This is a genomic window from Streptomyces sp. NPDC091287 (assembly GCF_044768525.1).
In the GTDB taxonomy this organism is placed as follows: Bacteria; Actinomycetota; Actinomycetes; order Streptomycetales; family Streptomycetaceae; genus Streptomyces.
This window is the reverse complement of record NZ_JBIVUV010000023.1, coordinates 153831-176768: the sequence shown is the minus strand read 5'-3', so window position 1 is coordinate 176768 and position 22938 is coordinate 153831. Positions and strand designations below refer to the sequence as shown.

16 protein-coding genes are annotated in these 22938 nt (G+C 73.1%); 8 read left to right on the top strand and 8 right to left on the bottom strand.

Translation table 11 applies throughout. The features are described from left to right. Positions 1 to 500 precede the first annotated feature (500 nt). Complete coding sequence (locus tag ACIQRW_RS32855) at positions 501 to 950, top strand: PTS glucose transporter subunit IIA (protein WP_403767413.1); 450 nt, start codon at positions 501 to 503, stop codon at positions 948 to 950. A 76-nt stretch (positions 951 to 1026) separates the two neighbouring features. Beyond that, positions 1027 to 2697 carry a phosphoenolpyruvate--protein phosphotransferase gene (ptsP, locus tag ACIQRW_RS32850; RefSeq protein WP_403767412.1) on the top strand — a complete coding sequence of 557 codons (1671 nt, stop codon included), beginning with the start codon at positions 1027 to 1029 and terminating at the stop codon, positions 2695 to 2697. A gap of 75 nt (positions 2698 to 2772) precedes the next feature. Here ptsP and ACIQRW_RS32845 read toward each other — a convergent pair whose 3' ends face one another. Beyond that, complete coding sequence (locus ACIQRW_RS32845; protein WP_403767410.1) at positions 2773 to 3696, bottom strand: hypothetical protein; 924 nt, start codon at positions 3694 to 3696, stop codon at positions 2773 to 2775. A 75-nt stretch (positions 3697 to 3771) separates the two neighbouring features. Continuing rightward, entirely contained in the window at positions 3772 to 5751 is a 1980-nt protein-coding gene (locus ACIQRW_RS32840; RefSeq protein WP_403767407.1) for an acetoacetate--CoA ligase, read from the bottom strand. A 217-nt stretch (positions 5752 to 5968) separates the two neighbouring features. Between ACIQRW_RS32840 and ACIQRW_RS32835 the strand changes: the two genes are divergently transcribed. After that, positions 5969 to 8332, top strand: a complete 2364-nt coding sequence (locus ACIQRW_RS32835; RefSeq protein ID WP_403767404.1) for a glycoside hydrolase family 31 protein — start codon at positions 5969 to 5971, stop codon at positions 8330 to 8332. A 90-nt stretch (positions 8333 to 8422) separates the two neighbouring features. On the opposite strand, the gene ACIQRW_RS32830 is transcribed toward ACIQRW_RS32835, so the two are convergent. Then, positions 8423 to 8989 carry an NUDIX domain-containing protein gene (locus tag ACIQRW_RS32830; protein WP_403767401.1) on the bottom strand — a complete coding sequence of 189 codons (567 nt, stop codon included), beginning with the start codon at positions 8987 to 8989 and terminating at the stop codon, positions 8423 to 8425. 153 nt (positions 8990 to 9142) lie between these two features. On the opposite strand from ACIQRW_RS32830, the gene ACIQRW_RS32825 reads away from it, so the two are divergent. From ACIQRW_RS32825 to ACIQRW_RS32810, 4 genes are all read left to right on the top strand, one after another. Continuing rightward, positions 9143 to 9940, top strand: a complete 798-nt coding sequence (locus ACIQRW_RS32825; protein WP_403767436.1) for a M15 family metallopeptidase — start codon at positions 9143 to 9145, stop codon at positions 9938 to 9940. 132 nt (positions 9941 to 10072) lie between these two features. Then, positions 10073 to 10474 carry an Mpo1-like protein gene (locus ACIQRW_RS32820; protein ID WP_403767398.1) on the top strand — a complete coding sequence of 134 codons (402 nt, stop codon included), beginning with the start codon at positions 10073 to 10075 and terminating at the stop codon, positions 10472 to 10474. Between the two features lie 116 nt (positions 10475 to 10590). Next, entirely contained in the window at positions 10591 to 11058 is a 468-nt protein-coding gene (locus ACIQRW_RS32815) for a Zn-ribbon domain-containing OB-fold protein (RefSeq protein WP_403767395.1), read from the top strand. Beyond that, a complete protein-coding gene (locus tag ACIQRW_RS32810) occupies positions 11055 to 12257 on the top strand; it encodes a lipid-transfer protein (RefSeq protein WP_403767392.1) in 1203 nt (400 codons plus the stop codon). Before ACIQRW_RS32815 ends, ACIQRW_RS32810 begins: the two co-directional genes overlap by 4 nt. A 153-nt stretch (positions 12258 to 12410) precedes the next feature. Here ACIQRW_RS32810 and ACIQRW_RS32805 read toward each other — a convergent pair whose 3' ends face one another. The 4 genes from ACIQRW_RS32805 to ACIQRW_RS32790 are packed head-to-tail and all read right to left on the bottom strand — an operon-like array spanning position 12411 to position 17014. Further along, complete coding sequence (locus ACIQRW_RS32805; RefSeq protein WP_403767389.1) at positions 12411 to 13019, bottom strand: GTP-binding protein; 609 nt, start codon at positions 13017 to 13019, stop codon at positions 12411 to 12413. Beyond that, complete coding sequence (locus ACIQRW_RS32800; protein WP_003970444.1) at positions 13000 to 13437, bottom strand: DUF742 domain-containing protein; 438 nt, start codon at positions 13435 to 13437, stop codon at positions 13000 to 13002. The genes ACIQRW_RS32805 and ACIQRW_RS32800 overlap by 20 nt, the downstream gene beginning before the upstream one ends. Before the next feature lie 11 nt (positions 13438 to 13448). Then, the gene (locus ACIQRW_RS32795) at positions 13449 to 13892 is read right to left on the bottom strand and encodes a roadblock/LC7 domain-containing protein (RefSeq protein WP_403767386.1); all 444 of its coding nucleotides are present in this window, start codon (positions 13890 to 13892) and stop codon (positions 13449 to 13451) included. Continuing rightward, positions 13889 to 17014, bottom strand: coding sequence for a nitrate- and nitrite sensing domain-containing protein (locus ACIQRW_RS32790; protein WP_403767383.1), 3126 nt, complete (start codon positions 17012 to 17014; stop codon positions 13889 to 13891). Before ACIQRW_RS32790 ends, ACIQRW_RS32795 begins: the two co-directional genes overlap by 4 nt. Before the next feature lie 625 nt (positions 17015 to 17639). Here ACIQRW_RS32790 and ACIQRW_RS32785 point away from each other — a divergent pair. Then, on the top strand, positions 17640 to 17993 hold the full coding sequence (locus tag ACIQRW_RS32785) for a hypothetical protein (RefSeq protein ID WP_403767433.1): 354 nt from the start codon (positions 17640 to 17642) through the stop codon (positions 17991 to 17993). Between the two features lie 125 nt (positions 17994 to 18118). Here ACIQRW_RS32785 and ACIQRW_RS32780 read toward each other — a convergent pair whose 3' ends face one another. Next, a complete protein-coding gene (locus tag ACIQRW_RS32780) occupies positions 18119 to 22891 on the bottom strand; it encodes a hypothetical protein (RefSeq protein ID WP_403767380.1) in 4773 nt (1590 codons plus the stop codon). Positions 22892 to 22938 lie beyond the last annotated feature (47 nt).

Here is a 22938-nt window from a genome sequence, read left to right as displayed (position 1 = left end):
CAAGGAACGGACGCTTCCTTCGGTCCCGTTTCACCGGGGCCCTCCGGGCGCTTCCCTTCGTTACTGCTTTGTCTTGCTGTCTTGCGTTTCCGACTCTATCAGACTCTTTCGTGTCCGATTCCCGGTCGAAGCGGGTCTTGATTTTCGCTTCCAGGTAATTCGCTTTCGCGTTTCCCTTTCGGCGAGTCCGACTCTATCAGGCCTTTTCCGTCCCTCTGACCACGTCCTGCGGGCATGCCGAAGGAAGGTTCAAGGTTAGGATCTGGGCTTGAAGGTCGCCGCCGACCCCCGACTCAAAGTCGCGTTGGGGTCAGGCAGGAGTACGACAGTACAGGCCGCCGGGGATCGAGGCAAATCGTTTCTGGTGTACCCCTAGGTCCGCCAAGCGGTAGGTCTCGGGCGGAACCGGGACTTCATATGACTTACTCTGCTGAGCAGTACGCCGTCCCCCATCAGTCGCGGCGGCGACACCTGAATCTCCACCCCCTGGGAGGCTCCCCATGACCAACGTGACGTCCCCTCTTGCTGGACGCGCCATCGGACTCGCCGCGGTTCCCGACCCGGTCTTCTCGGGCGCGATGGTCGGTCCCGGCACCGCCATCGACCCCGTACGTGAGCCCTCCGAGGCCGTGTCCCCGGTCGACGGCATCGTCGTCTCCCTGCACCCCCACGCGTTCGTCATCGTCGACGCGGATGGGCACGGGGTCCTGACGCACCTCGGCATCGACACCGTCCAGCTCAACGGCGAGGGCTTCGAGCTCCTCGTGAACAAGGGGGACACGGTGACCCGGGGCCAGAGCATCGTGCGCTGGGACCCGGTCGCCGTCGAGGCCGCCGGCAAGTCACCCATCTGCCCGATCGTGGCCCTGGAGGCCACCGCCGAGTCGCTCTCCGGTGTCCGTGAGGACGGGGACGTGAAGGTCGGCGACCCGCTGTTCGGCTGGCAGTGACGCCTCGGGCGCAGTGACAAGCCAGTTGCACAACCACCGCGGTGACTCGGTCGCCGCACAACCGGAGACGGGTGAAATGGAGACAACGCTGCGAGGCGTCGGCGTGAGCCACGGTGTGGCCATCGGCGAGGTTCGGCACATGGGTACGGCGGTGCTGGAGCCGCCCGCCAAATCGATTCCCGCCGAGGAGGCCGGTCGCGAACAGGGGCGCGCCAGGCAGGCGGTGGAAGCGGTCGCCGCCGATCTGATCGCACGCGGCAACCTGGCCGGCGGCGAGGCACAGCACGTGCTCGAGGCGCAGGCCATGATGGCGCAGGACCCCGAGCTGATGTCCGACGTCGATCGGCGCATCGCCGTGGGCAGCACCGCCGAGCGGGCGGTGTACGACGCGTTCGCCGCGTACCGGGCACTGCTCGCCAATGCCGGGGAGTACCTGGCGGGGCGCGTCGCGGACCTCGACGACGTGCGGAACCGGATCGTGGCACGGCTGCTCGGTGTGCCGATGCCCGGCGTTCCGGACAGCGACGAGCCGTACGTGCTGATCGCGCGCGACCTCGCGCCGGCCGACACCGCGCTCCTCGACCCGACGCTGGTGCTCGGCTTCGTCACCGAGGAGGGCGGGCCGACCAGTCACAGCGCGATCCTGGCGCGGGCGCTCGGCGTTCCCGCCGTGGTGGCGCTGCCCGGCGCCGGTGAGCTGGCCGAGGGCACGGTCGTCGCGGTGGACGGCAGCACGGGCGAGATCTTCGTCGACCCGAGCGACGAGAAGCGCGCCGAGCTGGAGAGTGCCGCCGCTGCTCGTAGGGCGGCGCTGTCCGCCTCGACCGGTCCCGGCGCCACGTCGGACGGGCACAAGGTGCCGCTGCTCGCCAATGTTGGCGGCCCGGGCGATGTGCCCGCGGCGGTCGAGGCGGGGGCGGAGGGTGTCGGGCTGTTCCGGACCGAGTTCCTGTTCCTGGACGACAGCAAGCAGGCTCCTTCCGAGGAGAAGCAGATCGCGGCCTACCGCGCGGTGCTGGAGGCATTCCCCGAGGGGCGTGTCGTCGTGCGTGTGCTGGACGCCGGCGCCGACAAGCCGCTGGACTTCCTGACGCCGGCCGACGAGCCGAACCCGGCGCTCGGCGTCCGTGGGCTGCGGAGCCTGCTGGACCACCCCGAGGTGCTGCGCACCCAGCTGACCGCGCTGGCGAAGGCCGCCGAGGGACTGCCGGTGTACCTGGAAGTCATGGCCCCCATGGTGGCCGACCGTATCGACGCCAAGGCGTTCGCGGACGCGTGCCGCGAGGCCGGGCTGCGGGCGAAGTTCGGCGCGATGGTGGAGATTCCGTCCGCCGCTCTGCGGGCGCGGTCGATCCTCCAGGAGGTGGAGTTCCTGTCGCTGGGCACCAACGACCTGGCGCAGTACACCTTCGCGGCCGACCGTCAGGTGGGCGCGGTGTCGCGGCTCCAGGACCCGTGGCAGCCGGCGCTGCTGGATCTCGTGGCGATGTCCGCCGACGCGGCTCGTGCCGAGGGCAAGAGCTGTGGGGTGTGCGGTGAGGCGGCGGCGGATCCGCTGCTGGCGTGTGTGCTGACGGGTCTGGGTGTCACCTCCCTGTCGATGGGCGCCGCGTCCATTCCTTATGTGCGGGCCACGCTGGCCAAGTACACGCTGGCGCAGTGCGAGCGGGCTGCGAACGCCGCTCGTGCGGCGGACTCGGCCGACGAGGCGCGCAGCGCCGCTCAGGCTGTGCTGTCCGGCGAGTAGCCGGGATCCCGTAGGTCGAGGAGGGGCTTTCCGCCGGGTGGCGGGAAGCCCCTCCTGCCGTGTGGCTGTGGCGTGTCAGTGGTGGGGCTCCGCCGGGTCTGCTCCGATGTCGAATCCCGCGCAGTACTCCACGCCGGATTCCGGGGAGACGGGCTCTCCGGTCTCCGCGTCGGTGCAGTAGGCGTTGAAGACCTCGCCCGCGGTGAGCGGGGCGAGGGCTCCGTGGCCCAGGCGCCAGCCGTGGACCCGGTCCGGGCTGTCGGGGGCGCTGGTGCGCAGGACGACTCCCCCGCGCGATTCCAGGGCGATGGCCACCGCGAGGACGGTGGCGAACTCCGCACCCTCCGAGCTGTCGAGGCGGGCCGGTCCCGCGGTGTCGCGGTGGGTGTGGAGCACGGCCAGGAGCTGGTCGTTGTCCGTCGGGGTGCTGCACACCAGGTGGTGGGTGCCCGGTCCCGCCGCTTCCAGCAGGCGCGTGAGGAGGTGCGAGGCGCGGTCGAAGGCCGCGCGTCCGATGTCCTGGCCGCAGTCGGCGCAGGTGCCGAGGTCGGCGAGGAGGAGGGTGGCGTACTCCCAGGTGGCCTGGCGGACCGCTCGGGAGACGAGGACGGGGATGAGGTCGCTCAGGCGTTGGCCGGTGTAGGCGACCGTGGCTCCGGCGGCGGCGATCTCCGCGGTGAAGCGGCTGCGGCTGGCCCCGGTGTCGGCGTCGAGGCCCGATTCGGCGCAGTACTCCGCGTAGTCCTCCGGGTCGAAGAGGGCGACGGTGGTGTGCACGCCTTGGGCCGCGAGCGCTTTGAGCAGGCCTTCGACCTGCTGGAGATAGACGGTGTGGTCGTCGAAGGCGAAGGTGCGGTAGCGCCGCATGGCCGCGAAGTCCTGTGCGTCGGCGAGGAGGCCGATCGTGCTGGGTGCTTCGCGGCGTAGCGTGCGTCGCATGGTGGTGCTGTGCTTCGTGTGCTGGGTGGTGCTGTTCTCGGTGTGGCCGGTCTGCGCCATGTGTCCCCCTGTGCGCGGTGGATCCTTGCTCACTCAGAGTAATCAGGGGGACTGACAAGCGGGCTGCCCAGCGGCCTAGCGGCGTCGGTTCGCGGCCAGTTCGGCGTAGAAGTGGAGGAGGTCGAGGTTGTCGACGGAGCCCGGGTTGACCGCCTTGGCCAGCTCGGTTCCCTGGAGGAGGCGCTTGACCGGAACCTCGATGCGCTTGCCGGTGAGGGTGTGCGGGATGGCGGGGACCTCGATGACCTCGTCCGGTACGTGGCGCGGGGAGAGGTTCTCGCGGATGGTCCGCTTGATCGCGTCGCGCAGTTCGTCGTCGAGGGTCGCGCCGTCGGCGAGGTGGACGAAGAGCGGCATCCAGTAGCCGCCGTCGGGTTCTTCGAGGCCGATGACAAGGGATTCGCGGATCTCGGGGAGCCGTTCGACGGCCTCGTAGATGTCGGCGGAGCCCATGCGGACGCCCTGGCGGTTCAGGGTGGAGTCGGAGCGGCCGTGGATGATCACCGAGCCGTGCTCGGTGAGGGTGATCCAGTCCCCGTGGCGCCAGACGCCGGGGAACATGTCGAAGTAGCTGTCGTGGTAGCGGCTGCCGTCGGGGTCGTTCCAGAAGCGGATCGGCATGGACGGGAGGGGGTTGGTGACGACGAGTTCGCCGACCTCGCCGATGAGGGGTTCGCCGGCCGGGTCCCAGGACTGGAGGTCGGTGCCGAGGCAGGGGGCCTGGAGTTCGCCGATGTGGACGGGGAGGGTGGGGACGGCTCCGGCGAAGCAACTGCAGACGTCGGTGCCGCCGCTGACGGAGGCGATCCAGAGCTCTTCGGCCACCTCGTCGTGGAGCCAGCGGAAGCCGTCGGGCGGGAGCGGGGATCCGGTGGTGGCGACGCACTGGACGCGGGAGAGGTCGAAGTCGCGGCCGGGGTGGATGCCGGCCTTGCGGCAGGCCATGACGTACGCGGCGGAGGTGCCGTAGAGCGTCGCGCCGGTCTGTTCGGCGATCCGCCACTGGGCGCTGACGTCCGGATAGCCGGGGCTGCCGTCGTACAGGACGACGGTGGTGCCGGTGAGGAGGCCGGAGACGAGGAAGTTCCACATCATCCACCCGGTGGAGGTGTACCAGAAGAAGCGGTCCTCGGGTCCGAGGTCGCAGTGCAGGCCGATCTGCTTGAAGTGTTCGAGCAGGATGCCGCCCTGGGACTGGACGATGGCCTTGGGCAGGCCGGTGGTGCCGGAGGAGTAGAGGACCCAGAGCGGGTGTTCGAAGGGGACCTGCTCGAAGACCGGCTCGGTGTCGGCGGAGGTGAGGGCGGCCCAGGCGAGTGCGCCTTCGGGGGCGTCGGTGCCCAGGAGCGGGATGTGGACGACGGCGCGCAGGGTGGGCAGTTCGCGGCGGAGTTCGGCGACGGTCTCGGTGCGGTCGTGGTCCTTGCCGCCGTAGCGGTAGCCGTCGACGGCGAACAGGACGACGGGTTCGATCTGCTGGAACCGGTCGAGGACGCTGCGGGCGCCGAAGTCGGGGGCGCAGGAGGTCCAGATGCCGCCGACGGCCGCGGTGGCGAGGAAGGCGACGACGGCCTGCGGGATGTTGGGGAGGTAGCCGCTGACGCGGTCGCCGGGGGTGACGCCGAGGGCGCGGAGTTCGGCGGCGAGGGCGCCGACCTGGCGGCGGAGGTCGGCCCAGCTGACGGGGGACTGGGTGTGGGTCTCGTCGACGTACAGCAGGGCGGGGGTGTCGGCGCGGGCCGGGTCCTCGGCGGTGCGCAGGGCGTGTTCGGCGTAGTTGAGGGTGGCGCCGGGGAACCAGGTGGCGCCGGGCATCGCGCGGTCGCCGAGGACGCTCTCGTACGGCGTGGAGAAGCGGATGTCGAACCACTCGGCGACGGCCTGCCAGAAGGTGTCGAGTTCGTCGACGGACCAGCGGTGCAGGGCCGCGTATCCGCCCTCGGCCGGGGCGCCGTACCGGGTCGCGGCCCAGTTCTGGAAGCGGGTGACGGCCGCGGCCTCGATGCGGTCGGGGCCGGGCTGCCAGAGCGGGGCGTCGGGTGTGGCTGCGGTCATGAGGGCTGCTCCCTGGCTGTACGGGTACGCGGGGTGGGCGTGTCGCGCGCACGGGCCGGGGTGTGCGCGTGAGCGGCTGACACGGACGATGCCATGTGATCGTCTTCGGCACCAGGGTGGCCCCGGTGTCAGGGGTTCCGTCGCTGCGGGGCCGGCATGGGTGAACGGGAGTTGAACGGGAGGTTCTGCGGGTCGGGCGGGTGGCAGGGTGTGCGCCATGGACGGTCGTGACCTGGTGCGTCGGGTGAGGTTGGTCGGTTCGGTGCGGGGGCTGCGCACGGTGCGTTCGGCGTGGCGGCGGCGGTCCGCGGACGCGGCGGCGCTGCCGGCGCGCGGGGTGGAGCGGGCCCGGGTGCCCGGTGCGCTGACGGGTGCGGAGCCGGGCCCGGGTGGGGGTGTGGTGCGGTTCGTCCGTTCGGAGCTGCGCATCCGTGTGTCGGTGGGCGGTGCGGTGTTCTGGGCGTGGGACGGGGCGGAGCCGCTGCCGTCGTACGCGGTGGCGGGAGAGGCGCCCGCGCCGGATCCGCGGGCGGTGCTGGAGCCGGACAAGGACGGCGGCTGGCAGGTGGTCTCGGAGCGGCTGACGGTGGTGGTGTCGCGGACCGGGGCGGTGGAGCTGCGGACGCCGGGCGGGTTGCTGCTGCGGCGTGAGCTGCCGCCGCGGTGGTGGGAGCCGGTGGGCGGGGGGCCGGTGCGGTGGGTGCAGCGCTCCGAGGTGCCGGCGGACGCGCGGTTCTTCGGGCTCGGCGGACGGGCGGGCGGGCCCCGGTTGCGGGACGGGGTGTACGGGCTGTGGAACACCGATCCGGGCGGACTTTTCGGTCCGGGGGACGATCCGCTGTATCTGACGATGCCGGTGCAGGTGGTGGTGTCGGACGCGGGGACGCATCTGGTGTTCCACGACAACAGCTGGGCGGGCCGGGTGGTGCTGCGGGAGGGCGAGGAGGGCGCCGGTTCGGGGCATGACCGGCCGGGCGCCTGCGAGGTGCGGATGGAGGGCGGGCCGCTGCGCTGCTGGGTGGTGGCGGGGACGCCGGCCCGGGTGCTCCAGGGCTGGACAGCGCTGACGGGTGCGCCGGCGCTGCCGCCGTCCTGGGCACTGGGGCCGCAGCATGCCCGGTGGGGGTTCGGCAGCGAGGTGGAGGTGCGGCGGGTGGTCGACGGGTACCGGGAGCGGGGGCTGCCGCTGTCGGTGCTGCATCTGGACATCGACCACTACGACGCGCACCGGGTGTTCACGGTGGACCGTGAGCGGTTCCCCGCGTTGCCCGCGCTGGCGAAGGAGCTGCGCGAGGACGGGGTGCGGCTGGTGTCGATCGTGGATCCGGCGGTGAAGGCGGAGCCGGGCGACGCGGTGTTCGACGCGGGGGCGGCGGTCGGGGAGCGGGGGGCGTACGTCCGGGACGCGCGGGGGCGGGTGGTGGTCGGGGAGGTGTGGCCGGGGGCCTCGGTCTATCCGGACTTCACCGATCCGCTTGTGCGGGATTGGTGGGGATCTCTGTACGAGGAACGGCTTGCGCAGGGCTTCTCGGGGGTCTGGCACGACATGAACGAGCCGGTGTCGTTCGCGGCGTTCGGGGATCCGTCGCTGCCGCGTTCGGCCCGGCATGTGCTGGAAGGCGCCGGTGGTGATCATCGGGAGGCACACAACGTGTACGCCCTGGCGATGGCGCGGGCGGGTTATGAAGGGCTGCTCCGGTTCCGTCCGGAGGAGCGGCCGTTCTTGTTCTCGCGGTCGGGGTGGGCGGGGATGCAGAGGTACGGGGGCACCTGGTCCGGTGATGTGTCGACGGGGTGGCCGGGGCTGCGGGCGTCGTTGTCGCTGGTGGTGGGGCTCGGTCTGTGCGGGGTGCCGTACTCGGGTCCGGATGTGGGCGGGTTCGACGGGTTCCCGTCGCCGGAGCTGTATCTGCGGTGGTTCCAGCTGGGGGCGTATCTGCCGTTGTTCCGGACCCATGCGGCGATCGGCGCGGGGCGGCGGGAGCCGTGGGAGTTCGGCCCGGAGGTGCTGGAGCACGCGCGGGCGGCGCTGGTGGAGCGGGAGCGGCTGCGCCCGTACTTCGTGACGCTGTCGCACCTGGCGCGGCTGACCGGTGCGCCCTATGTGCGGCCGATGTGGTGGGGCGCGCCGGGCGACCGGGCGCTGCGGGAGTGCGAGGACGCGTTCCTGCTGGGCGACGCGCTGCTGGTGGCTCCGGTGCTGGAGGCGGGGGCACGGCGGCGGGCGGTGCGGCTGCCCCGGGGGCGGTGGTACGACACGGCGACCGGGCGGGCGTACGAGGGTCCGGGCCAGGTCCTGCTCGACGCTCCGCTGTCGCGGGTGCCGGTGCTGGCGAGGGCGGGCGCGGTGATTCCGGTGCGGGGTGCGGACGGTGGCCCGGAGCTGGAGGTGTGGGCGCCCGTGCCGGGGGCGACCGGTGGCGGGCTGGTGGTGCGGGACCCGGGCGACGGGTGGGCGGAGGCGGAGGTCGAGCGGTATGTGACTCGGTGGGAGGGCGACCGCGTGGTGGTGGAGCGGGACGGCACGGAGGGCGGGGTCGACTGTCCGGTACGGGTGCGGGGGGTGCGGGGGCGGGGCTAGGTAGTGTCCGGTGCGCGCGGGCCCGGTGACCTCAGCCGTGGCGGCCCCGGCTGTGGCGGCCCCGGCCTGGCGGCCCCGGCTGTGGTGGCCTCAGCTGCGGCGGCCTGCGAACCAGGCGTCGGCCGCTTCCGTGTGCAGCGGGAAGGCCAGGGGGCGCGGGCCGTACAGGACGTCGTAGCCGGATGTCTCGTCGGTGGGGACCGAGGGCGGGAGGCTCGCGAGGGGGCGTGCCGGGAGAAGGCCGAAGACCAGGAGGTGGCCGGCGGTGTCGCTGAGGGTGTCGGCGAGGCGGACGTCCTCCGCGGCGGCCTCGATGCCGGTCTCCTCGCGCAGCTCGCGGACGACCGCCGCACGCCAGTCCTCGGCATGGTCGATGAACCCGCCGGGCAGGGCCGTACCGCCCTTCTGCGGCTCGATGGTGCGGGTGATGACGACGAGTCCGGTGGAGCGCGGTCCGGTGACGGGGAGCAGGGCCACCGCGACGGGGAGCGGGTTGCGGTAGGCGGTGGTTCCGCAGTGCCCGCAGGAGCGGGGCCAGGCGCCGGCGGACGGTAGCGCGGTGTACGGGGCTCCGCAGGTGCCGCAGTGGGAGTCCCGTACGTACCGGGACGGCTGCGGGGCGGCGGTCGGGGATGGGCTGCTGCCGGGTTCGGACACGGGCGGACTGTATCGAACCGTCCTTCCGGCTTTCCGGCGCTTTCGGGTTCTCGGCGCTTTCGGCTCTCCGGATGTCCCTGGTTTCCGGGGGCAGCCACGTCGTGTCCTTTCCCGGAGGCCACGAAGCTGATAGACGGTGTGCCCATGACAGGAATGCGTACCGCTCTGCGTGCTCTGGCCGCCACGGCCGCCGCCCTCCTCGCCGTCACCGCCCTCTCCCCCGCGGCACAGGCGCGCCCCGAACCGAAAGCTCCCGAGGAGTTCGTGGCGCTGCGCTCGGTGGACCCGACGATCATCCAGGAGATGCGTTACACCACGGCGCACACCTTCCTCGGCGAGCGGGTGGACGGATACCGGCAGCCGGTCTGCATCCTGACCCGGCCCGCCGCCCGTGCCCTGCACCTGGCGCAGCAGCGACTGTTGCGCCAGGGGTACTCCCTGAAGGTGTACGACTGCTACCGGCCGCAGCGGGCGGTGGACCACTTCGTGCGGTGGGCGAAGGACCTCGACGACCGGACCATGAAGGGAGAGTTCTATCCGCGGGTCGACAAGGACCGGCTGTTCAAGGACGGCTATATCGCGGAGAAGTCCGGGCACAGCCGGGGCAGTACGGTGGACCTGACCCTGGTCCGGCTCCCCGCCCTGCCGACCAGGCCGTACCGTCCGGGCGAGCGGCTGACCCCCTGCTTCGCACCGAAGGACGTGCGGTTCCCCGACAACTCGGTGGACATGGGCACGGGTTACGACTGCTTCGACACCCTGTCGCACACGGACGATCCCCGGATCCAGGGGGCTCAGCGCGCCAATCGGCAGTTCCTGAAGCGGACGTTGACCGAGGTGGGGTTCGCGAACCTGCCGGAGGAGTGGTGGCACTTCACGTTCAGGCCGGAGCCGTTCCCGGACACCTATTTCGACTTCCCGGTGCACCGCCGGTCGGTCGCCGGGCGCTGACCGAAAACAGTCCGCCCCGAGGAGCGGGGAACGGGCGACCGGGACCACCCCCGTGGGCTCCGGCCGCCCGTTCTTCATGTCGGACGCGAAAGGGGCGTGTTCGGTTGCCGATCGGGCGGCTACGGTGCCCGTATGTCACAGCAGACGTTCGATACGTACGAGGAATTCTGGCCGTACTACGTCGCGATGCACTCCCGTGCCGCCACCCGCTGGGTCCATCTCACCGGCACCCTGACCGGGCTCGCGATCTCCGCGTACGGGCTCGCGCGGGGCCGGAAACGCTATCTGGCGGCCCTGCCGCTGATCGGTTACGGCACGGCGTGGCCCGCGCACTTCCTGATCGAGAAGAACAACCCGGCCACGTTCGGACATCCCGTGTGGTCGCTGCGCGGTGACGTGCAGATGATCCGGACGATGCTCGCGGGCCGGGACGCGGAGCTGGCGGAGACCGCGGCGAAGTGGTTGGCGGAGCACGGCGAGGGCGGGAGCACCTGCGGCGGTGAGCACGGGCAGGGCGGGGCCGGGCGCGGCTGAGGCCCGGCGCGACCGGGGCCGGGCCCGGCCAGGACCGGCGGGCCGGACCCCTCGCCGGACAGGGGCGCCCGTGGCACACTTCTGACGTTACGTCAGATCCAGTGCCGGGAGGGGCTTTGTCGCGCACGCGCATACCCGTGGTGGCCGGTTGGTTCACCGAGGACGCCGCGGAGGAGGATTTCCGGCTGCTGGGCACCCGGTGCTCCGGCTGCCGGTCGGTGCACTTCCCCCGGGAGGACGGCCACTGCCGCAACCCGGGCTGCCCCGGGGGCGAGCTGGAGGAGGCTCCGCTGTCGAAGCGGGGCACGGTGTGGTCCTGCACCGACGGGCGCTACCGGCCCCCTCCCCCGTACGTCAGCGACCCCGAGGCGCCCTGGACTCCGTACACCCTGGTCGCCGTCGAGCTGGCCGCCGAGCGCATGGTGGTGCTGGGGCAGGCCGCCCCCGGGATGGGCGTGGCCGATCTCCCCGTCGGCTCGGTGGTGGAGGTCGTACCGGGCGTCCTGGACGAGGACCGGGTCACGGGAGTCGTCCACACGACCTGGCACTGGCGCCCCGTCGCGGCGGCGGGGGCCGGTTCATGACCGGCGGAAGGGCCGGCGACGTGGCCGTCCTGGGGGCCGGGATGCACCCGTGGGGCAAGTGGGGGCGCGGTTTCGTCACGTACGGGCGGATCGCCGCCCACGCCGCCCTCGCGGACGCGGACATCGGCTGGCCCGAGGTCCGGTCGGTGGTCGGCGCGCAGACGGTGCGCGGGGGCTATCCGGGGTACGTGGCGGGAGCTACGTTCGCCCGGGCGCTCGGGTGGCAGGGGGCGCGGGTGGCGTCCGTGTACGCGGCCTGCGCTTCCGGAGCGCAGGCGATCGACACGGCGCGGGCACAGATCCTGGCGGGTCTGGCGGACGTGGTGCTGGTGGTGGGGGCCGACGCGGCGCCCAAGGGGTTCTTCGCCCCGGCGGGCGGGGAGCGGCCCGACGACCCGGACTGGTTGCGCTTCCGGGTTCTCGGGGCGACGAATCCGGCGTACTTCGGGCTGTACGCCCGTCGCCGCATGGCGCTGTACGGGGACACGCCGGAGGACTTCGCGCTGGTCAAGGTGAAGAACGCGGCGGCAGGGGCGCTGAACGAGTACGCCCGCTACCGGGATCCGGTGACGGCCGAGGAGGTCGCCGCCTCCGCGATGGTCGCCGATCCGCTGCGGCTGCTGGACATCTGCGCCACGTCCGACGGAGCCGCCGCCCTGGTGCTGTCCAGCATGGAGTTCGCGCGGCGTCGCGGGGTGCGTGATCCGGTGCGGATCCGGGCCGTCTCCACCGTGACGCCGACGTTCCCGAGGACCGTCCTGGACCTGCCGGACATCGGCACGGACTCGGCGGTGGCCGTGGCCCCCTCCCCCGAGAGCTTCCGCGCCTCGATCGCACGGGCCGCGTACGAGGAGGCGGGGATCGGGCCGGAGGATCTCTCGCTGGCCGAGGTATACGACCTGTCCACGGCCCTGGAGCTGGAGTGGTACGAGGACATCGGGCTCTGCGGTCCCGGCGAGGGAGCGAAGCTGTTGCGGTCGGGGGCGACCGCGCTGGGCGGCCGGGTTCCGGTGAACGCGAGCGGCGGCCTCGCCTCGTTCGGCGAGGCGGTCCCCGCCCAGGCCATCGCGCAGGTCTGCGAGCTCACCCGACAGTTGCGCGGACGGGCCGGGGAGCGGCAGATACCGGGCGCACGGGTCGGCATCACGGCGAACCAGGGGTTGTTCGGGCACGGCTCGGCGGTGGTGGCGGTCCGCTGACGCGGCCGCCCCCACCAGGTTTTCCCTGCCCTCTACTTGACTGGGCGTCACCGCCGCAGAACACTCGGGGCCCGGTCCGCCGGACGACGTGCGGCCCGTACCCCTGTCGGCGGGGGTACGGGCCGCACGCGTGCCGGGGGGACCGCCCCCGGCTCAGGTGGCGACAGGTTCGCGGGCCCGTGCCGCGCGCTCCAGGGCGTGCTCCACGACAGCGACCAGGACGTCGCGGACGGAGGACCGGTCCCGCGCGTCGCAGACGAGCACCGGGACCTCGGGGTCGAGGTCGAGGGCTGCCTGTACGGTCTCCGCCGGGAACCGCTCGGCGCCCTCGAAGGTGTTGACCGCGACCGTGAACGGGATCCGCCGGCGCTCGAAGTAGTCGACCGCGGCGAAGCAGTCCTCAAGACGCCGGGTGTCGGCGAGGACGACCGCGCCCAGGGAGCCCTGGGCCAGTTCGTCCCACAGGAACCAGAAGCGGTCCTGGCCCGGCGTGCCGAACAGATAGAGGACCAGGTCCTCCCGCAGCGTGATCCGGCCGAAGTCCATCGCGACCGTGGTGGTGGTCTTGGACTCGACCCCCGCCACATCGTCCACCGGGCGGCCCGCCTCGCTGAGGCGTTCCTCGGTGCGCAGCGGCCTGATCTCGCTGACCGAGCCGACCGCGGTCGTCTTGCCGACGCCGAATCCTCCCGCCACCAGGATCTTCAGGGTGACGGGCTCGACGTGCCGCTGCTTCTCGCGCCTAGAGCGCCCGAAGGCCATTGATAACCTCGCGAAGAATGTTCACGTCCGGCAGCTCGGCCGGTGGAACGGGACGGGTGACGTGCACCAGCTCGTCCTCGACGAGGTCGCCGACCAGGACCCGTACCACCCCTACGGGAAGGTCGAGTTCGGCGGCGAGCTCGGCGATCGACTGGGGCATGTCGCTGCAGAGTTCGACGATCGCCACATGTTCGGGGGCGAGCGTCTGGTCCCGGCCGGGATCGTCGGCGGCCGGTTCCGGCACAACGAGCGCGATCAGGTCGAGGCGGTGACGGGAGGCGCTGCTGGTGCGCCCGCGGGTCATCGCGTACGGGCGGACCACCGGTCCCGCCTCCGCGTCGTACCACCGCGAGACCTGGGGGTCGACGGACCCGTCCGTGGATCCGGGACCGGTGCCCCGGGGGGAGTCGGCGCTCATGCCCGCCACCCTCACCCTCCGGCGGGCAGACCGGTCGTCCGTGGGGCGTTGGCCAGATGGACCCCCACGCGCTTGACCATCAGTGTCATCTCGTACGCGACCTGGCCCACGTCGGAGTCGGCGTCCGCCAGGACGGCGAGACAGCTCCCGTCGCCGGCCGCCGTGACGAAGAGGAAGGCCTCGTCCAGTTCGACGACGGTCTGGCGCACCCGGCCCGCGTCGAAGTGGTGGCCCACTCCCTTGGCGAGGCTGTGGAACCCGGAGGCGACGGCAGCGAGATGCTCGCTGTCCTCACGGGTCAGGTCGCCCGACGCCCCGGTGGCGAGTCCGTCGCTGGAGAGCACCAGCGCCTTGCGGATGCTGGCGACGCGCTGGACGAGTTCGTCGAGCAGCCAGTTCAGTTCGCCCGAGCCCTGGCGTGCGGGGTTGTGTGCTGCGGCGTTCGGTGCGGTCATCGACCGTCCCCTCCCGGAGTGGTTCCTGGTGCTGTGCCACCGGGGCCGCCGGTGTCTTCGGTGTTCTCGATGGATTCGGTGTTCGCGGTGGGATCGGTGTTCGCGGTGGATTCGGTGTTCGCGGTGGATTCGGCGGCGTTCTGCCGACGGCCGCGCTGCCAGCCCCGCTGGAGGGAGGCCATGCGGTCGCGTACCTCGTCGGCGTCGCGCTCGCCGTCGTCGAACGTGTCCACGGGCGCCCGCTGCGGGGTCCGGTCCGCGGATTCCTCACGGAGCTGGCGGGCGAGGCTGGCCTGCCGGACCCGCCGGGGCAGTCCGCCCACGGTGTCGGGCGCCGGGGTCCTGTCGGGCCGTGCCCCGGGGGCCGGGGACGGCTCTGCGACGCGCGGTGCTTCCGTGGCGCGGGATGCCTCCGCGGCACGGGACGGCTCCGCGGCACGGGGCGTCTCTTTCGCACGGGACGGCTCCGTCGCGTGGGACGTCTCTTTCGCGCGGTGCGCTTCTTTCGCGCGGTGCGTCTCTGGCGTGCGGTGCATGGCGGCTCGTACGGTCCAGGGCGCGTCGGTGGTCCGGGACCTGTCGGCAGCCCCGGGCTCCCGGTCGGCGGTGTACGGGACCGGGCCGGTGGCCTTCGCGGGGGTCTCGACCGGGTCGTCGCCCGGATCGTCGACCCGGCGGCCCCGGTCGGTGACCAGCGTCGGCGGGGTACGGCGCGGCAGCGGGACGGGGCCCGCGGGGCGCATCGGGCGCACCTCCGCCGTGGGCTCGTCGGCGTGGTCGCGGGCCTGCTGGTGCTGGTCCCGGTCGGTGGCCCGGCGCATGCCGCCGGGCTCGTCGCGGCGGGGCTCGCGGTCTCCCTCGCGGCGCACGTCCCGGGCGCGGAAGATACCGCCTCGCTCGCTCTCGGTGTCCTCCAGGTCGGACACGCCGTCCAGGACGGGGCCGAGGGCCGGGTCCAGTTCCGGATCCGGATCCGGCGAACGGCCCAGCGGGTCGCCGGTGAAGTCCAGCGGGCCGACCGGGGCCTCCAGCTCGACCGGCCCGTCCAGGACGCCCGGTGCGGTGAGCCCGGTGGGCACCGGAGACAGGGCCGGGGACCTGCCGTTGACGCGGCGCTCCGCGCCCGGGGCCGTGCTCTGCGCGCCCTGCGCCGCGTCGGACTTCCGGCCGCTGCCGATCGCCCGCTCGGCCCGGCGGTCGAGGCGGAACCCGGTGCCGTGGGTGTCGGGGGCGTCGGTGAGCAGCGCCGCGGGGATGAACACGACCGCGGTGGTGCCTCCGTACGGCGACTTCTGCAGGGAGACGCGGACGTTCTGCCGCTGGGCGAGCCGGCTGACGACGAACAGGCCCAGCCGGTCGGTGTCGGAGAGCTCGAAGTCGGGGGTCTCGGCGAGCCGCAGGTTGGCGTCGAGGAGGATCTCGGGGGCCATGCCGAGGCCCCGGTCGTGGATCTCGAGCGTGAACCCGTTGGAGACGCGTTCACCGTGCACCTGGACCGCGGTGTGCGGGGGTGAGAAGACGGTGGCGTTCTCCAGGAGTTCGGCGATCAGGTGGGTGAGGTCGGCCACTGCGGGGCCGCCCACGCCGATCCGGGCGAGGCGCCGGACCTCGATGCGTTCGTAGTCCTCGACCTCGGCGACGGCGGCCCGCACGACGTCCATCAGCTGGATGGGCTTGCGCCACTGACGGGAGGGGGCGGCGCCGGAGAGGATCACCAGGCCCTCGGCGTGGCGCCGCATGCGGGTGGTGAGGTGGTCGAGGCGGAACAGGTCGGCCAGTTCGTCGCCGTTCTCGGTGCGGCGCTCCATCGCGTCCAGCAGCGTGAGCTGGCGGTGCAGGAGGACCTGGTTGCGGCGGGCGAGGTTGACGAAGACCTCGGAGACGCCGCGCCGCATGTCCGCCTGCTTGACCGCGGCCTCGACGGCGGCCCGCTGAAGGGTGTTGAGCGCCTGTCCGACCTGGCCGATCTCGTCGGGCTCGTAACTGAGGTGCGGGGCCTCGGTCTCGACGTCCACCTGCTCGCCCGCGGCCAGCCTGCGCATGACGCTGGGCAGCCGGACGCCGGAGACCTCGTGGGCGTCCTTGCGCAGTCGGGAGAGGTCGCGGACGAGTTCACGGCCGATGCGTACGGAGACGAAGACCGAGACGATCAGGGCCAGGAAGCCGAGGACTCCGGCGATCCCGGCCTGGACGAGGACCCGGTAGGCGGCAGGTTCGGCGCGGTCCTGGAAACGGTTGCCCATCTCCGTGGCGTCGCCCGCCAGCCGGTCGAGGACGGTGACGGCCGATTCCTCCCAGCGGTCGGTGTCGACGGCGCCGGGGCGCTTCGTCGGACCGGCGGCGATCAGGGCGTCCTCGGCGGTGCGCAGCGGTTCGGTGTCGGGGCTGCCCCAGAACTGCTCGACGCGTCGGCGCTCCGCGGCGGGCAGGTTCTCCAGGCTGACCTCGTAGAGCAGCTCGCGCTGGGCCACGAGGCCGGATATCTGGCGCAGTTCGGAGGTGGTGAAGCGGCCCGCGATGAGGCCCGAGGCGATGAGGGCGTCCTCGCGGGAGAGCATCTCCCGGGCCCGGGAGACCCCGACCAGGGCCCGCATCTGCTTGTCCATCGACACGTTCTCCAGGGTGTGGAGTCCGGTGAGGAAGCGGTACGAGGGGTCGACGAGGCCGTTGTAGAAGTCCAGCGCCTTGGCCCGGCTGATGGTGCGCTTCTCGACCGATTCGCGCAGGGCGTCCAGTCCGTCGACGGCGCTGAGGATCGTGTCCAGGCGGCTTGCGTCGGAGGTGGTCAGCGCCTCCCGGACGCCCTGCTCCCGGGCGTTCTCCCGGACCTCGCCCACGATGCGGTCGGTGGCGGCGCGCTGGCCCATGAGGACGGGGAGCGCGTCGGAGGCCCGGGGATCGGCGAGGAAGACCAGCGTCTGCCGTCGCTCGTCCTGGACGGCTCGGACGGCGTCCTCCAGCGGGTGACCGACCTTCTCCACGATGGATCCGGCGCTCATCAGCTCGTCGGCCTGGCGGCCGGTGATGTAGGTCGCGAAGACCCAGAGGCCTGTGAGGGAGACGAGCGGCACCAGCAGCAACGCCACGATCTTCCTGCGGATGGACTTCCCGCGAAAGCGCATGGCCTCCCCCAGATCGGCCCCGCACCGCGGGGGTGGTCTTCTCCCGGTCGTCCCTCGGCCCTGCCCCCCGCCGCGCACCGTGCGTACACCGGCGCGCATCGGGCGGACGCGGGCGAGGTCCGTCCTGCGTCAATAAACGGCGCGAGCCTACTACTGACACAGAGACAACTCGAAGACACGTCCGGATGATTTTCAGCCGTCCACCCTGGACTTGATCATGAGTTGTCCCGGTATTCCCGGAGATGAAATTCGCGAAAGCGACAGAGGATACGGGCCGGACCTGTCGGCACCGGCACGCATCAGTTGGCTGGAATTCTTCGCTCCGTGCCCTTCTGTGCCCTGCGGGCGTTTTTCAGGGGAATCTTCGGGACGGGTGGTTCGTCCATATGTACGGGGTAGACGCACGGTGGGGTCGTGCGCGGCAGGGCGGACGTGTTCCGCCCGCGTAGAACCGGCGCAAGCCGGGCAGCCACCCTGAAGTCGGACAGTGGTGGGGAGTTGAAGGTCCTTGAGCACGCAGGAACGCGGGAGCGCCGGAGCACCGGCGGCCGCGAGAACAGAAGCCGCGGACGGGGCACGGGTGCCGCGGCAGTTGTGGGTGGAGGAGCCGGCGTCGAAGCGACGGATGCCCGACGCGGTGCGGACGGCCGCCGTGCGCGCCGTGCTCATCATGTCGCTGACGATCATCCAGGCGATGGTCGCCTTTCTGAGCACCTTGACCGGCTCCTGGCTGGCCTTCCCGATGGTGCTCAGCACTGTGGCCAGCACGGTGGTCGCCACCTGGTCGGTGCTCGACGTCTGGGTGACCCGGCAGGTATGGAACCAGCGCAACGGCGTGGTGTCGGTGCCGAGCAGTTCGGCCCGGCAGATACGTCGTGAGCGGCGGCGGTCCCGCCGGGCCGAACGAGCCGCCGAGCGGGACGGCACAAGCAGTGGCATAGACGGCCGCCGGAAGACCGGAGACCTCTCCCGAGCCTGATCCGCGGGCCTGAACGCGGACCTGAACGCGGACCGCCATCGCTGACCGCCATCGCTGACGGGACCGCTCCGCGGTTCGGCCACCGCTGCCGGGCGGCTCCGCCCGGCAGCGGTGGCGGTCCGCCGCTACGCGCCGGGCCGTGGTGCCGGGGTCCCGGCGGCCGCCTGTTCGTTCCTCTTGAACATGCGGGTCGCCGTGATCTCGCCGTGGACCGTCTCTCCGTCCGGGTCCTGCTGCGGCAGACCGGGACGCAGATGCTCCTCCACGCTGATGTACTTGAGCCCCGCCCTCAGGTCCGCGTCGTTGCGCAGCCGGATGACGAGGGGGAACTCGGCGAGTGCGGTCGTGTCGAACAGACCGGTCGTGTAGAGCAGTTGCACGCCCAGGGCGTCCGACACCGCCCGCTGGAGCTCCAGCAGGTACGTGGCGTTGGCGCGGCCGATCGGATTGTCGAGGAACAGGGTGCCCGCGTGCCGGTGGCGGTCACGGCCCCGGTCGTTGCTGCGCAGCGCCGCCATCGTGCAGTAGAGGGCGATGGCGGCGGTGAGCAACTGCCCGCCGGAGAAGACGTCGCCCATCTGCCCGACGGGGACGCGCTCGGCGCGCAGCACGGCGTCCGGCTTGAGGATCTCCACCGCGATGCCCTTGGGCCGCAGCGCCGCCTCGACGCCCCTCAGCAGCAGGGACATACCGTCCCGGCGCAGGTCGGAATTCTTCTTGAGGGCGGCGTGGGTGGCCTCGTCGACGACCTCGCCGAGGCGTTCGGTGAGGGTGGCCTGGTCGGGTTCCTCGAAGCGGATCCGGAGGAACTCCTGCCCCGACCACTCCCCCAGCCCTTCGGGGAGCTGGGAGAGCCGCTGGGCGGAGCGCAGGGTGGTGAGCGCGGAGTCGACCAGGCCGCGCAGCCGGTCGACGATCGAGTCGCGGTTGCGTTCCAGCTGGATCAGTTCGTCGGTGAGGACGCGGAGCCGGGGGGCGAAGGCGTCGGCCCACTTCTGGGCGTGCTCGGGCAGTGCGGAGGCGGGCAGCTCGCGGATCTGCTGGCGGGCCGGGGTGCGGACCTGTTCGTACCGGGTGGAGTTGGCGTGCCGGACGAGGACGTCGCTCGCTTCCCGGACGGCGCTCTCGGCCGCCGAGAGGTCGGTGTTGCAGCCACGCAGGGAGCGGCGGGACTCGGCGGCGGACTGCCGGGCCTCATCCAGGGTGCCGGGGTAGGGGTCGGGGTGCTCGGTCCCGTCCTCCGTGCCGTGGTCGCGCAGGAGGTCCCGCAGCAGGGCCGCGGTCTCGTCGAAGCCGCCGGCGGAGTCCTCGGCGGTGCGGTGGGCGTGCAGCAGCTCGCTGTGGGCGGCGCGGGCGGTGTCCAGGGCCCCGGTGGCGGCCGCGAGCTCGGCGGTGGCGGTACGCAGGAGGGCCTGGGCCCCCTCGGCGTCGGCCGGGACGAGGTCGTCCGGCAGTTCGGTGTGGTGCTGTCGCTCGTCGTCGGGGGCGAGCCGCTCGGCCTCGCCGCGCAGCCGTCCCAGATGCTCGCTGGCGGTGGAGGCGCGGGTCTCCAGGAGCTGGACGTGCGCCTCGGCGCGGGCGGCGGCGGCCTGGCGGGAGGGTCCGTCGGCTCCGTCGGTGCCCTCCAGGAGCTGGGCGGCGCGGGTGCGGACCTTGTTGGTGAGGCGGTCCAGCTCGGCGAGGGCGGCACTCTCGTCGCTCTCGGCGCGGGCCTGTTCGGCGCGGAGGTCGGCGCCGACGCCGACCTTCTCGTAGAGCTGGGACGCGGCCCGGTAGGCCTCGCGCAGGGTGGGCAGGGCGGTGCGGGCCGCGGTCCCGTCGGGCTCGGGGAGGACTTCGGGGACGCCGGCGATCTCGGCGCGCTCCGCCCGCAGGGCGCGGGCGGTGCGGCGGGCGTCGTCCCCGGCGCGCTGGGCGGCCCTGCGGTCCTCGTCGGCGGCGCGGGCGAGGTCGAGGCAGACGGCGGCACGGGCCTCGGACTCGGCGGCCTCGTCGACCAGTTCGCGCAGCCGGACCTGCCAGCCGGCCCGCTCCCGCAGCCGGTGGGCGAGTCCGGCCAGGGCGTCGGCGGCGCGGCGGGCCCGCTGGGCGGCTTCCTGGCGCTCGTCGCGGACCCGGGCGGTGTCGGCGGCGGCCTCGTCGGCCTCGGCTCGGGCGGTGCGGGCCTCGGCGAGGACGGCTTCGGCGCTCTCGGCCGCCGTACGGGCGGTGGCGGCGGCCTCGGCCAGTTCGGTGAGCATGCCGGGCGGGCAGTCGGCGCGCCAGGAGCCGATGCGGGCGGCGAGGGCGCGGTCCCCGGAGAGGCGGGCGGCGAGCGTCCTGATGTCCTCGTCGCGGGCGGCGGCGCGGCTGCGCAGCGCGTGGCGCTCCTCGTCGGCGGCGTGCTCGTCGTGCATGGCCGGGTTCGGCGGGACGAGGAAGACGCCGTCGTGCTGCGCGTCGGAGCCGGTGCCGGGGGCCGGGACGGGAGCGAGGAGGGCGGCGGCGGTGCCGACGGCCACGGCGGAGCGGGGCAGCAGGGCCGCGCCGCCGAGGACCTCGCGGGCGCGGGTGTGGGCGTCGGGGTCGGTGATGACGACGCCGTCGACGAGCTCCGGGCGGGCGGCGAGGACGGCGGCGTGGTCGGCCGGGTCGACGGCCTGTGCGAGATAGCGCCAGCCGGGCAGGGCGGGGATGCCGTGCTCGCCCAGATATTCGACGGTGGCCAGGACGTCGGGGCCGGGCGGCAGCAGCCCGCCCTCGCCGAGCGCGCCGAGGATGCGGGCGTCGTCGGCGGCGGCGGTGCGCAGGTCGAAGAGGCGGCGCTCGGCCGCGGCGACGGACTGGTCGAGGAGGTCGCGCAGCTCGTCGGCGCTGCGGTCGAACTCCTCGGCGGTCAGCGGCTGCTGGGCGGGGCCGGGCTGGTCGGCGAGGGCCACCGCGCGATCGGCGGCCGGTTCGGCGGAGGTGGCCGTGCCGTCGTCGGCCCCCGGGCCGGGGCGTGTCCCGGATCCCCGGTGCGGTCCGGACGGCTCGTCGGCTGCTTCCCTGCGGGGGTGCGGGACGGCGGTGCCGGACGGAAGGCCCAGCAGGTCGCCCAGGCGGGGGTCGGCGGCGATGGATTCGGCCGCGCGGAGCTCGTCCTCGTGACTCTGCTCGGCCGCCCTGGCCCCGTCGGCGGCGCGGGCGGCGGCCAGATCGGCGCGGCTCTCGGCGGCGGCCGCCTCGCGAGCGGTGTCGGCGGCGGCGCGCGCGGCTTCGCGGGCGGTGTCCCAGGCGGCGACGGCGGACTGTTCGGCGTCGCTGGCGGCGAGGGCCGCGCGGGCGGGGTCGGCGTCGGGCGCGGTGTCGTCGAGCCAGCCTGCCTTGACGGCTTCGGCGGTCTCCTGGCCCACTTCGGCGAGGCGCTGGCGCAGGTGTCCGGCCTCGCTGCGGGCGCGCTGGGCCTCGGTGGCGGCGACGGTGGCGTCGCGGTGGGCGCGTTCGCCGGTGGCCTGGAGGGTGTCGGAGCGCTCCTCCTCCTCGTTGGCGAGGCGCTCGCCCTCCTCGGCGGCCCGGTGCAGGGCGCGGACGAGGTCGGTGGCGGCGGCGGAGCGGGCGGCGAGGGCGGGGGCGGCGTCGCGTTCGGCTTCGCGGATGGCGACGGCGACCCTGGCGGAGCGGTCGGCGGCGGCCCGGTGGCGCAGGACGGCTTCGGCGGCCTGCCAGGCGGCGTGCAGGGTGCGGGCCTCGACCAGCTCCTTGCGGCCGGCGGCGGCGCTCTTCTCGGCGGCGGTCAGGGCCAGCGAGGCGTGCCGGTAGGCGAGTTCGGCGGCGATCAGGGAACGGCTGCCCCGGGTGGACTCGGCCTCGGTGACGGTGTGGGCGGCGGCGGTGACCCGTCCGGCCAGCTCGGCGGTGCGGCCGCGCTCCTCGGCGGCGCGGGCGGTCAGCCGACGGGCCAGGGTGCGGGTGCGGCGTTCGGCGCCGGCGTGGATGTCGCGGGCGCGGGCGCGGGTGTCGGTGGCCTCGACGATCCGGTTGAGGAGGTCGACGGAGCCCGCGGTGAAGTCGCGTTCGGCGGTCAGCTCGGCGCGGCGGCCCAGTTTGTTGCCGAAGCCGCTGACCAGGTCGGCGAGTCCGTCGGTGTCGCGGGTGTCGGTGACGGCACGGAGCAGGAGGTCGGTGAAGTCGGAGTCCTTCTTCACCGCGAAGAGCCCGGCGGCCTCGCCCTCGTCGGCGTTCATCTCGCGCTGGTAGCGGAAGAGTTCGGGGTCGAGGCCGAGGTCGCCGAGGTGTTCGTTCCAGCGGTCGTGGATCTCTTCCCAGTGGACGTCGAGGTGCGCGTAGAACTTGCCCGCGTCCATCAGCGCGTCGCGGAAGCCCTTCATGGTGCGCCGCCTGCCGCGTGCGCCGGAGACGCCTTCGGCGGGGCGGCCCACGGCGGAGGACTCGGCGACGGGCAGGCTGTCCAGGCTGAGCCCGGGGCCGGGCCGGAACGAATACCAGGCCTCGGCGAACTTGCGGGGGTCGTTGGAGACCTGACGGCCGCGCCACTCGCTGACCTTGCCGACGACGAGGCATTCACCGGTGAGGGTGTGCTGCCACTCCAGGGCGACGTGCCCGCAGTCGTCGGCGAGGAGGAACTTGCGCAGCACGCCGGAGCTGGCGCCGCCGAGCGTGTTGCGGTGGCCGGGGAGCATCACCGAGAAGATCAGCTTGAGCAGGACGGACTTGCCGCCGCCGTTCTCCAGGAAGAGGACGCCCGCGGGGGCGGGGCGGCGGGGCGGGCCGACCGGCTCGTCCTCGAAGAACTCCGCCTGGGCGGGGGCGGGGCTGGGAACGGGTGCGCCGACGCCGCGCAGGTCGAGGACGGTGTCGGCGTAGCGCGCACCGGCAGGCCCGATGGAGTAGAGGCGGACCCGGGACAACTCGTACATGGCGGCGGACTCTCGTCGTTCGGTGAGCGGGGGCGGAGCGGCAGGTG